Origin of the sequence: Maribacter dokdonensis DSW-8 (assembly GCF_001447995.1) — a bacterium.
In the GTDB taxonomy this organism is placed as follows: Bacteria; Bacteroidota; Bacteroidia; order Flavobacteriales; family Flavobacteriaceae; genus Maribacter; species Maribacter dokdonensis.
Genome location: NZ_LDPE01000002.1, coordinates 528,411 through 542,562 on the forward strand (window position 1 = coordinate 528,411; position 14,152 = coordinate 542,562).

The window sequence follows — 14,152 nt, forward strand, 5'->3', positions numbered from 1 at the left end:
GTTTTCTTAAATAGAATTCAAATTATCCATGTGGTAAATGCTCCGCATGGATAATTTTTTTTAATTTACGCTTGGTTTAGATTTAAACAAATACAAAGTTAAATGCAGTTAAAGCGAGTTGTAGTTACAGGTTTGGGGGCACTTACCCCAATTGGTAATAATATTGAAGAGTATTGGGATGCTTTGGTAAACGGTAAAAGTGGATCAGCGCCCATTACTTATTACGATACAGAAAAATTCAAAGTAAAATTCGCTTGTGAGCTTAAGAATTACAAGACAGAAGATCACTTTGATAGAAAAGAAGGCCGTAAGCTGGATAGATTTGCGCAGTACGCACTTGTATCTTCAGATGAAGCTATTCGTGATTCTAAATTAGATTTAGAGAAATTAGACAAATTTCGCGTAGGCGTTATTTGGGGAGCGGGTATTGGAGGTTTGGAAACTTTTCAGAACGAGGTAATGAATTTTGCCAACGGAGATGGTACACCAAGATTCAATCCGTTCTTTATTCCAAAAATGATCGCTGATATTGCCCCGGGGAACATATCCATTAAGCATGGTTTTATGGGACCTAATTACACTACCGTTTCCGCTTGTGCATCATCGGCAAATGCAATGATCGATGCCTTGAACTATATACGATTGGGTCATTGCGATGTCATTGTAACAGGTGGTAGTGAAGCGGCAGTAACTATTGCAGGTATGGGCGGTTTTGGTGCAATGCACGCATTATCAACAAGAAACGATAGTCCTGAAACAGCTTCAAGACCTTTTGATGCAACCAGGGATGGTTTTGTTCTAGGTGAAGGTGCAGGAGCCTTGGTTCTTGAAGAGTATGAGCATGCCGTTGCCAGAGGAGCAAAAATATATGCAGAAGTTGCCGGTGGAGGTATGTCAAGTGATGCTTACCATATGACCGCACCGCATCCAGATGGTATAGGGGTAGTTAGGGTAATGGAAAATTGTCTAAGGGATGCAGGCTTGTCCATAGAAGATGTAGACGCTATAAACACTCACGGTACATCTACCCCTTTGGGAGATGTGGCAGAGTTAAAAGCGATTACTCAAGTATTTGGGGAGCATGCTAAAGACATAAACATTAATTCTACCAAGTCAATGACCGGTCATTTGTTAGGTGCTGCGGGCGCTATTGAAGCAATTGCTTCAATATTGGCCATGGAGCATGGTATGGTACCACCTACCATAAACCATACTACGGTAGATGAGAATATAGATCCTAGTTTAAACTTAACGTTGAACAAGGCACAAAAACGAGATGTTAAAGTTGCAATGAGCAATACATTTGGTTTTGGTGGGCATAATGCATGTGTAGTTTTTAAGAAAATTGATTAATTTTTTATATGCCTTTTCCCACGAACTTATTTAATTCCCATCCTAAAGAGGATGGGGATTTTTTTTGGGGAATTACCAAAATTTTAGGTTTCAAACCTAAAACCTTATCTATTTATAAAAAGGCCTTTCTTCATAGGTCAATGAACAAAAAGGATGATAAGGGTAATGCAATGAATTATGAGCGCCTAGAGTTTTTGGGAGATTCAATGCTAGGTACCATAATATCTAAACATTTATACAGCGAGGTACCTGCAGGGGATGAAGGCTACCTTACTAAAATGCGATCTAAAATAGTAAGTAGAGAGCATTTAAATGAGTTGGGTAAAGACTTGGGATTAATAGATTTTGTACAGAGTAGAATACCTAAATCCCATTTTGGACAGAACATACACGGCAATGTTTTTGAAGCATTGGTAGGTGCCATTTATTTAGATCGCGGTTATAAATACTGTGAAAAGTTCATTCAAAAAAGGGTGGTAGAACCTTACGTAGATATAGAACAGTTAGAAGGCCGGGTCATTAGTTATAAGAGTTTGGTGATCGAATGGTGTCAGAAACAAAAGAAGTCTTTTGATTTTGATGTTTATGAAGATACCGGAAATGATCCTTTAAAACATTTTGCCGTTAAACTCTCCATTGGGGGAGATGTAGTTGCAAAAGCAAGAGCCACCTCAAAGAAAAAAGCGGAAGAAAGAGCAGCTAAAAGGGCCTTTTTTGCACTGCAGGATAAAATGGATAGCTGATCATTTTACCAAAAGGTAAAATGCTAACATTTTAATAACTTTTAGAGTGTTTTTATCAATTTATGAAACTAGGCATTATAGCTTAGAAGTTCTATATTTACCCTTTTGTTGAGTTATGGCTGCAACTATTAAAATAAATGATGATTTTTACGATGAATCCTTTAGCCTTATAGCTTTACACACTACCTTAGAAGATTTTGCTTTGGCCTACGGTTTAAACCAAAGTATGAAGGCAAAATTTGTAAGGGCAAAAAAGAATTTTAATCTTGCTGAAAATAAATCGTTTCCAATCTTTGAATGGGATGACGAGTATAATGATATGTACTGGGTGTTGATTGCCAACCATAGCAGTGAAAAAGAAAGCATTGTACATGACGATTTATTTAAGAACGAAACAACATTTAAGACGCCAAGGTTACTTCCTGAGTATAAAGATGTTGATTATCTTCTAAAGATTGAAACGGATAAGGATTTAGATATAAATTCTATTATTAAGAACATACAATCGTTGCCAAGAATTATGGCAGCGTATGAAATAAGTACAGAGAAACTAAAATCAAAGAACAATCTAATTTTTTAAATATGCCAACTGTAAAAAAGACGAAAATTGTAGCGACCCTGGGTCCTGCAACTAGCAAGAAAGAGGTGCTCAGGAGCATGATTGATGCTGGAGTAGATGTATTCAGGATAAACTTTTCACATGCTGATTATGAAGATGTTAAGGAGCGTGTAAATATGATACGTGAGTTAAATGCCGAAATGGAAACCAACACTTCTATTTTAGCGGATTTACAAGGCCCTAAATTGCGTGTAGGCGTAATGGCAGGTGACGTTGTAGTGAGCCCTGGTGATGAGATAACATTTGTAACAGGTGAGCCTTTTGAAGGTAGTGCAGAACGTGTTTACATGAATTACAAGGAGTTTCCTAGAGATGTTAAAGCTGGGGAGCGTATTTTATTGGATGACGGTAAATTAATGTTCGAGGTTGTAAAGACCAATGGTGAAGACGAAGTTTTGGCCAAAGTAATTCAAGGCGGACCTTTAAAATCCAAGAAAGGGGTAAACTTGCCCAATACCAATATTTCTTTACCTGCACTTACCAAAAAAGATATTAAGGATGCGGAATTTGCAATTTCATTGGAAGTAGATTGGATCGCACTTTCTTTTGTGAGATTCAGTCAAGACCTTATTGATCTACAGAATATCATCAACAAACATTCTGATCATAAAATTCCGATTATTGCAAAAATAGAAAAGCCGGAAGCTGTTGAGAATATAGATAAGATCGTTGCATACTGTGACGGTTTAATGGTTGCTCGTGGAGATTTAGGTGTTGAAGTTCCTGCACAAGAGGTTCCATTAATTCAAAAGCAATTGGTGTTGCGTGCTAAAAAGGCCAGAATACCTGTAATTATAGCCACTCAAATGATGGAAACTATGATTACAAGTCTTACACCAACAAGAGCAGAGGTAAATGACGTTGCCAACTCGGTAATGGATGGTGCGGATGCGGTAATGTTATCTGGAGAAACATCGGTGGGTAATTACCCGGTACAGGTAATTGAAAAGATGTCTAGCATTTTAGAGAGCGTTGAAGGTTCAGATTTAATTCAGGTACCACAAAATCCGCCACACATTCGTACTAAAAGATTTATCACAAAATCTATATGCTATCATGCAGCCTTAATGGCCAATGATATCAAGGCTAAAGCAATTTCTACATTGACCAATAGTGGATATACCGCTTTTCAGATTTCTGCATGGAGACCTAGTGCTTACATTTTAGTATTTACATCCAATAAGCGAATTTTAACGCAACTGAATCTATTGTGGGGTGTTAAAGCATTCTATTATGATAAATTCGTATCAACGGATGATACCATAGAAGATGTTAACCACATTGCTTTTAATAAAGGACATTTACAGGTTGGAGATATGGTAATTAGTCTTGCGGCCATGCCTATTAAAGAAAAAGGAATGGTAAATACCTTAAGGGTTACTGAAATTGAATCCAAGGATATCTAATGAATCCATTTTCATAAAATAAAAGGACCGCTAACTAGCGGTCCTTTTTTTATGCTTTTTGTTTAAGTGTTAAGCAACTTCTTTTTCAAAGGCTATAAAATTAACCACCTTGCCATTATGGTCAAAAACGGGTTCTCCTTGTATTTTACAATTGTAGGTAGTACCGTCTTTTCTATAATTGACAACAGTAACTTCAAAAGGACTTTTTTCTTTTACTGCTCTTGAAACTATTTTTAATGTAGAATTAGAAGTTAAGTCGCCTTGAAACATTTTAGGGTTCTTACCTACTATTTCATCAGGTCTATATTGGCTCATGTTCCACATGTTCTTTGTGGCAAAAACAATGTTTAGGTGAGTATCTGTTACAACAACAATGTTTTTCTCTGTTCTTAATTTTCTATCTAAAATGCTTGTATCAATATTCCAAGAATTAGTAGAAACTAAAGATAACAATGAGTTATAATCTTCATCAAGGTTTTTGATCTCCTCATAATTAGAAGCATAAAAATCCCATGAAAGAATAGGTAACATGGTGAATTTTAAGCTATTTCTAAACTTGATATGTGCATTATCATAATCTCTTAATTCCATCATCTTGTATAGTTTAGATTAAAAATATCTATATTTTTTCATGGTTTTTGGAAGTTAAAGCTATGAAAAATACTTGCTACGGGAATAACTTTAATAATGGTTTACTATAAATGTTTAAGTAATCCTTGATAATTGGGCAATAGATCTTTAAAAGGTTGAACAACCCATGGCCAAAATTTGTTGAAAATTGGTGGTTTTATAGAAATCCCCAATAGTGTGTTATCACTTTTGGGGATTTATCTGCTAAGTTTTCAACAAGAGTATTGCTAGTTCCACCCGCCACCAAGAGCTTGGTATACATTTATTTTTGCAAGTAACTGATCTTTTTTGGTTTCGATCAATTCCATTTTAGATTCCAATGCTTCACGTTGTGTCAACAATACTTCAATATATTCTATCCTTGCAGATTGAAACAGCCGTGTAGACAAATCGATCGAAGCGGTCAAAGCTTCTACTTGGTCCTCTTTCAGCATATAACTCTGCTCAAGATTTTCAATTTTAGAAAGCATATTTACAACTTCAATATAACCGCCTAAAACAGCTTTTTCATATTCATAGACTGCCTGTATTTGTTTGGAATTTGCAGTATTGTAATCTGCTTTAATGGCATTTCTATTGATCAAAGGACCTACAATATCTCCAACGGCGCTATAAATCAAAGATTCTGGGGTATGTGTCAGGTATTTTGGTTTAAATGCCTGTAGCCCAACGCCAGCCTTCAATCCTATTGAAGGATAAAAATTTGCCCTGGCAACCTTTATATTCAATTTTGCCGCTTCCAGTTCAAATTCCGCTTGCCTAATATCCGGTCTATTTAAAAGCAACTGTGATGGTATACCGGCATCAATAGTATTTATTGCTGTTGCTATAAAATTATCTGAATTACGGGCAATATGCTGTGGTTGTCTACCTATCAAAAAATTCAGCTTATTTTCCATTTCAACAATTTCTTGGAGAACTTCAAATTTGTGGCTTTTGTTTTTAGCTACTTCTGCCTCAAATCTTTTTACCGCTAATTCGGTAGCTCTAGCTGCTTGCTTTTGTAGCCGGACCATAGTTAAGGCATTACCTTGTAATTCTAGATTTTGCTCAATGATTGCCAATTGATTATCCAATGCGATCAATTCGTAATATGATTGGGCTATTTCCGCAATTAACCTGGTAATCATAAAGTTTTTACCTTCAATAGTAGATAGGTATTCTAAGGTGGCGGCCTTTTTGGAATTGCGTAGTTTTTTCCAAACATCCAATTCCCAGGTAGCAAATAGACCGGCGGAGTAATCTGTTAAAGGCTCAGGAAATTCTTCGCCTTCCCTGATATCCAAGTTTTTTTCAACAGCACCGTTACGGGTATATTCGCCAACTTTTTCTACTTCAGCTCCGGCACCATAATTTATAAAAGGCAAATATTCTCCTTTTCTTGCCTTCACTTCGTTCTGGGCAACATCAATTTGTTGCATCATAATGCGCAACTCTTGGTTATTTGCCAAGGCAGTATCTATCAATGCAATAAGATGCTCATCTTCAAAGAAATGGCTCCATTTTAATTGAGCACTATTTAAAGTATCTACGGGCAAACCATTAAAACTTGAAGGTAAGTCCGTATTTGCCGATTTTAATTGCTTTGTGGGCACACAAGAATAGAAGAGACCCATTAGTATTAAAAATAGCAATAGGATCTTACCATGCTTCATGGTATTGTTTATCTTAATCATTATCTTCTTTTTTGGTTAGTTTTTTAATCATTTGCTTTAATTCGCGAAGCTTTTGGCGTGTTTTACTTTCACCTTCGCTTAGTCTCATAAACTCTTCCGATACGGGTTCGTCCGACTCCCCTTTAATAAGTCCACGACCATCTGCCATTTTTGCGAAAATGTAATACAGGCCAGGGATAATAAGTACACCTATTAATGTACCCATAAGCATACCGCCCATTGCCGACCCACCAATGGTTCTATTGCCTATTGCCCCTGCGCCATGTGCAATAACCAAAGGAATTAGTCCAGCTATAAAAGCAAAGGAAGTCATTAGAATAGGTCTAAAACGCACCTTTGCACCTTCAATGGCGGCTTCTAGAATAGTGCTCCCCTGTCTTCTTTTTTGAACTGCGAATTCAACGATAAGCACGGCATTTTTACCCAGTAGGCCAACAAGCATAATGAGTCCGATTTGTGCATAAACATCATTTGCTAGTCCCATTGCCTTTAGCATAAAGAAAGACCCAAGAACACCTACCGGTAGTGATAGTATGATGGCGAACGGAAGTAGGAAACTTTCATACTGGGCCGCTAGAACAAAGTATACGAAGATCAATACCACCATAAAAATGTAGAGCGATTCATTTCCTCTTTGCGCCTCATCATATGAAAGACCTTCCCAAGCCACATCAAAGCCTCTAGGTAAAGTTTGCTCTGCAACTTCGTTAATAGCTTGTATAGCATCACCACTGGTATAACCACTAGCAGGAAGCCCTCTTATCGAAGCAGAATTGTATAAATTATATCTGGTGATCTCATTTGGTCCCAGTCTCTTTTCCATGGACATAAAGGCGGAATATGGAACCATTTCTCCCTCTTCGTTCTTTACGAACAGTTTTTCTAGATCAGAAGGCAATGCCCTGTATTCAGGAGCAGCTTGGGTGTACACCTTAAAAAATCTACCAAAGCGAATAAAACCTTGTTCATAGGTACTACCAATTAATATATTCAGGTTTTCCATGGCTTTATCAATGGAAACCCCTTTTTGCATGGCAATCTTATTGTTGATTTTTAATTCATATTGAGGGTAATTGGCAGAGTAAAAAGTAAACAGTCCGGTAAGCTCATCCCGTTTAGACAACGCTTCCATAAAATCATTGTTGATTTTTTCAAATTCGTGATAATCGGTTCCGTCCGTTTTATCTAAAAGACGCATGGAGAATCCGCCAGAGGATCCAAAACCGGGTACCGCAGGTGGTTCAAAGTATTCAATTACCGCACCTAAATCTTTGGTTTCTTCCTCTAGCTCTTCCATGATTTCATGAACGGAATGATGACGTTGGCTCCAGGGTTTAAGGTTGATCAACACCGTACCGGCATTTGATCCACGCCCTTCGGTCATAATTTCATAACCAGCCAATGAAGAGGCGGACTCCACACCTTCGGTCTCTTCACAGATTTGCTGTAATTTATGGGCTACATCATTGGTACGTTCTAAGGTAGAACCTGGTGGTGTTTGTATAATGGCATAAATCATACCTTGATCCTCATTTGGAATAAAACCAGCAGGTAAACTTTTGTTGGTGAAAAATATGGCGACACAAAAAGCACCCAGAATACCAAAGGTCAATACTCTTCTTGCAACAATTTTATTAAGGATGTTACCATACCTACCCGTAAGTTTTTCAAAACCTCTATTAAACCAATCAATGAATTTATCTACAATTGTTTTTTTACGTTGTTTACCATGGTTGTTTTTAAGAATCATGGCACAGAGCACAGGTGTTAAGGTTAGGGCTACAATAGCCGATAGAATTATTGAGCCTGCCATGGTTATAGAAAACTGACGGTAGAAAACCCCAACAGGTCCCGTCATAAAAGCAATAGGAATGAACACCGAAACCATTACCAAAGTAATGGCTATTATGGCACCCCCTATTTCGTTGACTACTAATTTTACGGCTTCATAAGGTCCCACATGGGTTTCTTCCATTTTGGCATGTACGGCTTCAACCACTACTATAGCATCATCAACCACAATACCAATGGCCAGTACCAATGCAAAAAGGGTAATTAGGTTAATGGAGAGTCCAAATAACTGCATAATAAAAAATGCCCCGATCAAGGAAACGGGTACGGCAATAATGGGAATTAAGGTAGAGCGCCAATCGCCCAAAAAGAGAAATACAACTATGGCAACCAGAATAAAGGCATCTCTTAGTGTGTGTATTACTTGTTCTATAGATGCATTTAAAAAGTTGGAAACGTCATAACTAATTTTGTAATCCAGACCAGTGGGAAGGTCTTTTTTAAGTTCGTTCAACTTGGATTTTACTTCATCTATAACATCACTGGCATTACTACCAAAAGTTTGTTTCAATACTATAGATGCTGATGGTTTTCCATCTAGATTAGAGTAGATATCAAAAAATTCGCTACCAAGCTCCACGTCTGCTACATCACCAAGCGTTAAAATTTCGCCTTCGGCATTTGCCTTAAGAATAATGTCTTTGTATTGTTGAGGTTCATCATACCTATCTTGGTACATGAGAACATATTCCAGGGACTGTGAGGTTTTGCCGGAACTTTGCCCAATTCTACCGGGGCGTGCCAAAATACTTTGCTCTTCCATAGCCTCAAGAATTTCTTCGGCAGAAATATTATAGGCACGCATACGATCAGGCTTTAACCATACGCGCATGGCAAACTTACGGCTACCTAAGATCTGTGCACTTGCAATACCATCTATTCTTTGAATTTCAGGAATCATTTTGGTGTATGCATAGTTGTATAGAAACAGCTCGTGATCATCTGCATTGTCACTATACAAGTTTACGTACATAAGCATACTTGGCTGTACAGGAGTAATGATAACACCTTCACGTTGTACCAGTTCTGGTAATAACGGCATTACTTGATCCACCCTTGTTTTGACCCTCACAACTGCTTGGTCAGGGTCTGTGCCAGGCTCAAAGATGATACGGATGGTGCCTTCACCGGCACTTGTAGCATCAGAAGCAATATAGCGCATATCTTGTACACCATTAATTGCGGTTTCTAATGGAATAAGCGTTGATTTTACCAATACGTCTGCACTAGAGCCCGGGTAGGCTATAAAGATATTGACCGTTGTGGGCGCAATATCCGGAAACTGTGAAATAGGTAATTGCTTTATGGAGAGCAACCCTACGAATACTATGATTACCGATATGACGATAGCCAATACCGGTCTTTTTATAAACTTACTGAACATGTTCTTTGTTTTTTGGTTATTCGGCGTAAACGGCCAATTTTGACATTACCTTGGTAGGTTCGGCAAATAGGGTTTCAATCTTTTCATTGTTTTTAACCATTCTGATACCGTCTACCAAAATTCTGTCTTTTAGTTGAAGACCTTTGTTGACTACAAAAAGGTGAGGCAATTCAGCGGCAACCGAAATTTCGGTTTGGTGAACAACATTATCATTATCAAGAACAAAAACGTAGCGTTTGTCCAATATCTCAAAAGTTGCTTTTTGTGGTATGATCAAAGCTTCATTGAAAGGAATGGTCATGAGTACGCTACCGGTTTCACCGTGTCTTAAAATCTGATCTGGGTTAGGGAAAGTGGCCCTAAAGGCAATGTTACCGGTTTCATTATTGAATTCTCCTTCAATAGTTTCAACAATTCCCTTTTGGTTGAACCTTTTATTGTTGGCCATTAATAGTTGAACCTCTTTTTTAGAGTCTTTGTCCGTACTCATGATATAGTCTAGATACTCCGCCTCGGGTACATTGAAATAGACCCACATTTTAGAATTATCGGATAAGGTGGTAAGTAGTTCTCCCTCGTCTAAAAGGCTACCTTCCCTAACATGTAAATGGTCCATGATACCATCAAAAGGAGCCCGAATATTGGTAAAGCCTAAATGGGTCTGTGCGAGAGAAACTTCTGCGTTGGCCTTATCAAAATTGGCTTTTGCCATGGATAATTCGTTTTCAGAAACCACATTTCCATCAGCTAAAAGTTGGGTATTTTGTAGTTCTATTTCGGCAACTTTAGCCTCTGCCTTTGCTTTTTGTAAATCTGCTTCATAAATGTTGGGCATTATATTGAACATTTTTTGCCCTTTTTTCACTATCTGTCCTTCGTCTACATGAATTTCGTTCAAATATCCTTTTTCAAGGGCCCTAAGTTCAATGTGTTTAAATGAATGTATTTGACATACATAATCTTTGGTAATAGAAGTGTCTTTTTTAATTGGATTGGTAATTAAGAATTTGGTGTGCTCTTCTTTTTTTTCTTTTTTAGAATTACAGCTTGCCACAATGAACAAAGTGCATGCGGTAGCGATCAGGAGTACGCTCTTGGTCATAAGTATAATATTTAATTGATTGGAAAATAAAATGTGAATATGTGGAGACACGCACAATTCATAAAGCAGAAGATGATTACATCTTAAAATTGGCTGCTGCTAAAAAAATGTAGACGTGTTTTGGGTCAAATAGAGACTTGACCTGAAGAAATTTTAAATACGAAATACCTGATATAGGACAAAGCGCCTATTTGCTATGGGTAGAAAAGTAAATAGCTTTTGTAGTGTGCTGCTATTTGTAAAATAGCTGAATAAGAATAAAACAGCTAATAAATAAAATGAAGCAGAAGCTTGTTGCTGCGCTACATCTTTTTGAAAATGAGATTGTTTACTTTCTTCTTCTTCAATTTCAATGGCCTCAATTGCCATTACCTTATCTAGGTTGCCAAATGAGTTTTTAAGAACAGTTTTGTGTAAAGCAACCGTTTCTTGAGTATTGCCTATAGCATGTTGAAATTGCTGAATGTTTTGAAAAGAGGTATGCTCTATATTGTAGTTACCGTATAGAGGGCTGTATATACCAGTTAGTAGTATACAGATGGAAAGAAGAAATTTTAAAAAACTCTTTTTCATTTAAGGAGCCAAAATTATTCTAGCTATAGTTGCTGTACAACTAAAAGCCGTTAATTTTTGTTAACATTTTCAATTATTGGTCAAAAGGCGAAAAAATGGGGTGAATAATTAAAAATCAAACTTTAATTGCACTAAAATCGATTTATCGTCAACTTTTTTAGTTTTCTTATCTTCTGTATTTAAATTGGATAAGGAGATGCCTAATAGTCGAACAGAGTTTTGTAACTCCTCTTGATAGAGAAGATCTTTAGCCGTTTCTAAAATGAGGTCTTTGTCCGCAATAAAATAGGGCATAGTTTTACTTCTTGTGTTTAAAGTGAAATCGCTATATTTTATTTTTAGCGTAATAGTTTTTCCTGCTACCTTAGATTTCGTTAGTCTTCTTTCTAGTTCTTGAGCAATATGCTCTAACCTTTCCAGCATAAAAATTTCACTGCTGAGGTTTTCGTTGAATGTACGTTCCGCTCCAACAGATTTTGGTATGCGGTGCGGTTTAACTTCACTATTATGAATGCCACGTACTACATGATAATAGTATGGACCGCTTTTGCCAAAATTTTCGGCAAGAAATTCAATGGATTTTGATTTTAAGTCCTTGCCCGTAAAAATGCCCAGCTTATACATTTTTTCTGCAGTAACCTTACCAACGCCATAAAACTTGCGTATATCTAAATTTTCTAAAAACGGAATTACCTCTTCTGGATTAACCGTTTTTTGTCCGTTAGGTTTATTGATATCACTTGCTACTTTGGCTATAAATTTATTGATCGAAATTCCTGCGGATGCATTTAAGCCTGTCTTTTCTAGAATACGTTGCCGGATTTCTGTGGCAAGCATGGTGGCAGAAGGGTTTCCTTTTTTATTTATGGTTACATCTAGGTATGCTTCATCAAGTGACAATGGTTCTACCAAATCTGTGTATTCAAAGAAAATGGCCCGTATTTGTTTTGAGATTTCCTTATAACGATCAAACCGGGGTTTTACAAAAATAAGGTGAGGACAGTTTTTTCTAGCTTGAAATCCGCTCATAGCACTACGCACACCAAATTTACGGGCTTCATAATTAGCTGCCGATACCACGCCTCTTTTCTCACTACCACCAACGGCCAAGGGCTTGCCCTTTAAATCTGGGTTGTCCAACTCTTCTACGGACGCATAAAAGGCATCCATATCAACATGAATAATTTTTCGAAGAGGCATTTCATTGGGCATAAGCAAATTTAAGACTTATCTTAGTTTATGAATAGTAGTTTTATCCATTCATATGTTAGAAATAGAGCGTAAATTTTTGGTAGGATCAGAAGATTATAAATCTGAAGCAAGGTCTAAAACTAGAATAGTACAAGGCTTTTTAAATACAGATCCCAACAGAACGGTTAGAATTAGAATAAAGGGCGATACCGGATTTATTACCGTAAAGGGGAAATCCAATGCTTCAGGTACATCTAGGTTTGAATGGGAAAAGGAAATTTCTATAGTAGATGCTGAGCGTCTGTTGAAGTTGTGTGAAAAAGGAATTCTAGATAAATATAGATATGAAGTGCCGGTAGGGAACCATGTTTATGAGGTAGATGAATTCCGTGATGAAAATGAAGGGTTGACAGTAGCTGAAATTGAATTGAACGATGAGAATGAATTATTTGAAAAACCAGCTTGGTTGGGGGTAGAGGTCACCGGTGAGGTAAAATATTATAACTCCCAATTAAGTAAAACACCTTTTAATCTATGGTAGGAAGTAAGAATCTTTTTTTTGGCATACTGGTATTGATGCTCATTTTGGCATGTAATCAAAAGAAAGTAGAATTAAGCCCTAACGTGCCCAATGAAGAAAAGAAATCGGCGACACAGTTGAAAACAGAACTAACTGAGAAGGGTTTTCAGATTTTTGATTATGTAGATGAGAAAACCAAAGACACGGTACTTATGCAGGAGTATTATATTGCTTTTTTAAAAAGTGGTCCAAACCGTAATCAGCCAAAAGCTGTAGCGGATAGTTTGCAAATGCTACATATGGCACACTTGGGTAAAATGTATGAATTGGGATATGCGGATATTTCTGGACCATTTGGTGATGATGGCGATATAAGGGGAATAACCATTTACAATACACCAAGTATGGAAATTGCCGATAGTTTGGCCAACGCAGATCCCATGGTAAAAGCGGGTAGATTAAAAATAGAAATTCACCCGTGGTGGGCGGCCAAAGGTTTTGGACTTCGGTAATTCACATTTTATTTTTTGATACCATGTAAGGGTACCATAATTAAGTGTTCCAGTAGTTCCTCTGTACTGTAGCTATCAAAAAAGTCTCTATTTGGCAATATAACCTCATTTATTCGAATGAGAAATAACTCGCATATGAGCTTAAGATTGATATTATCTTTTAAAAGGCCTTTGTTCTTTGCCACTTCAAGCAAATCTAATACATAGGTCCAAACAACGGCTTGGGTAAAATTTTCGTAAAGAATATAGGACTGGGGATAATATTTTTTTAAACTATAAAAAAATGTAGGACTCAGGTTTCTAAGTTCCTTAAGTCCTACATTATAAATATGAATGATATTATTAAACGGATTTGGCTCTTGGTCAGAAATTTGAATAAACCTGCTTATTTTATCATGGGTACGATTAAGCAAAAGAGAAACACTTTCCTGAACTAGATTATTCTTATTTTCAAAAACTTCATATAATGTTTTTTTAGAGATGCCAAGGGTCTCAGCCACATCATCCATTCCGACCCTTTTGCATCCATATTTAGAGAAAAGCAGTAATGCCTGTTCTATATATTCAGTTTTTTTCTGCATTTTTTATGAGC

The 14,152-nt window shown here is 37.0% G+C and carries 13 protein-coding genes; 6 read left to right on the forward strand and 7 right to left on the reverse strand.

Annotated elements, in window-relative coordinates; all coding sequences use genetic code 11:
- The first annotated feature begins 102 nt into the window (after nucleotides 1–102).
- From fabF to pyk, 4 genes are all read left to right on the forward strand, one after another.
- A complete protein-coding gene (fabF, locus tag I600_RS11855; RefSeq protein ID WP_058104740.1) occupies nucleotides 103–1,353 on the forward strand; it encodes a beta-ketoacyl-ACP synthase II in 1,251 nt (416 codons plus the stop codon).
- An 8-nt stretch (nucleotides 1,354–1,361) separates the two neighbouring features.
- Nucleotides 1,362–2,096 (forward strand): ribonuclease III, encoded by a 735-nt coding sequence (gene rnc / locus I600_RS11860; RefSeq protein WP_058104741.1) that lies wholly within the window; start codon nucleotides 1,362–1,364, stop codon nucleotides 2,094–2,096.
- A 115-nt stretch (nucleotides 2,097–2,211) separates the two neighbouring features.
- The gene (locus tag I600_RS11865; protein WP_058104742.1) at nucleotides 2,212–2,676 is read left to right on the forward strand and encodes an IPExxxVDY family protein; all 465 of its coding nucleotides are present in this window, start codon (nucleotides 2,212–2,214) and stop codon (nucleotides 2,674–2,676) included.
- Between the two features lie 2 nt (nucleotides 2,677–2,678).
- On the forward strand, nucleotides 2,679–4,121 hold the full coding sequence (pyk, locus tag I600_RS11870) for a pyruvate kinase (protein WP_058104743.1): 1,443 nt from the start codon (nucleotides 2,679–2,681) through the stop codon (nucleotides 4,119–4,121).
- A gap of 69 nt (nucleotides 4,122–4,190) precedes the next feature.
- Here pyk and I600_RS11875 read toward each other — a convergent pair whose 3' ends face one another.
- From I600_RS11875 to dinB, 6 genes are all read right to left on the reverse strand, one after another.
- Complete coding sequence (locus tag I600_RS11875; protein ID WP_082642959.1) at nucleotides 4,191–4,715, reverse strand: PAS domain-containing protein; 525 nt, start codon at nucleotides 4,713–4,715, stop codon at nucleotides 4,191–4,193.
- 263 nt (nucleotides 4,716–4,978) lie between these two features.
- Entirely contained in the window at nucleotides 4,979–6,427 is a 1,449-nt protein-coding gene (locus I600_RS11880; protein WP_058104745.1) for a TolC family protein, read from the reverse strand.
- Entirely contained in the window at nucleotides 6,420–9,662 is a 3,243-nt protein-coding gene (locus I600_RS11885; RefSeq protein ID WP_058104746.1) for an efflux RND transporter permease subunit, read from the reverse strand. The genes I600_RS11880 and I600_RS11885 overlap by 8 nt, the downstream gene beginning before the upstream one ends.
- A gap of 16 nt (nucleotides 9,663–9,678) precedes the next feature.
- Nucleotides 9,679–10,764: an efflux RND transporter periplasmic adaptor subunit gene (locus I600_RS11890; RefSeq protein WP_058104747.1), complete on the reverse strand. Its 1,086-nt coding sequence runs from the start codon at nucleotides 10,762–10,764 to the stop codon at nucleotides 9,679–9,681.
- A 153-nt stretch (nucleotides 10,765–10,917) separates the two neighbouring features.
- Nucleotides 10,918–11,337 (reverse strand): hypothetical protein, encoded by a 420-nt coding sequence (locus I600_RS11895; protein WP_058104748.1) that lies wholly within the window; start codon nucleotides 11,335–11,337, stop codon nucleotides 10,918–10,920.
- Between the two features lie 108 nt (nucleotides 11,338–11,445).
- Nucleotides 11,446–12,549 carry a DNA polymerase IV gene (gene dinB / locus I600_RS11900; protein WP_058104749.1) on the reverse strand — a complete coding sequence of 368 codons (1,104 nt, stop codon included), beginning with the start codon at nucleotides 12,547–12,549 and terminating at the stop codon, nucleotides 11,446–11,448.
- A 52-nt stretch (nucleotides 12,550–12,601) separates the two neighbouring features.
- Here dinB and I600_RS11905 point away from each other — a divergent pair, with 52 nt between their 5' ends.
- Together I600_RS11905 and I600_RS11910 are read left to right on the forward strand one after the other, a co-directional pair.
- Entirely contained in the window at nucleotides 12,602–13,069 is a 468-nt protein-coding gene (locus tag I600_RS11905) for a CYTH domain-containing protein (RefSeq protein WP_058104750.1), read from the forward strand.
- Nucleotides 13,063–13,560 (forward strand): YciI family protein, encoded by a 498-nt coding sequence (locus tag I600_RS11910; protein ID WP_058104751.1) that lies wholly within the window; start codon nucleotides 13,063–13,065, stop codon nucleotides 13,558–13,560. The genes I600_RS11905 and I600_RS11910 overlap by 7 nt, the downstream gene beginning before the upstream one ends.
- A gap of 8 nt (nucleotides 13,561–13,568) precedes the next feature.
- Here I600_RS11910 and I600_RS11915 read toward each other — a convergent pair whose 3' ends face one another.
- Nucleotides 13,569–14,141, reverse strand: coding sequence for a TetR/AcrR family transcriptional regulator (locus tag I600_RS11915; protein WP_058104752.1), 573 nt, complete (start codon nucleotides 14,139–14,141; stop codon nucleotides 13,569–13,571).
- Nucleotides 14,142–14,152: the final 11 nt, after the last annotated feature.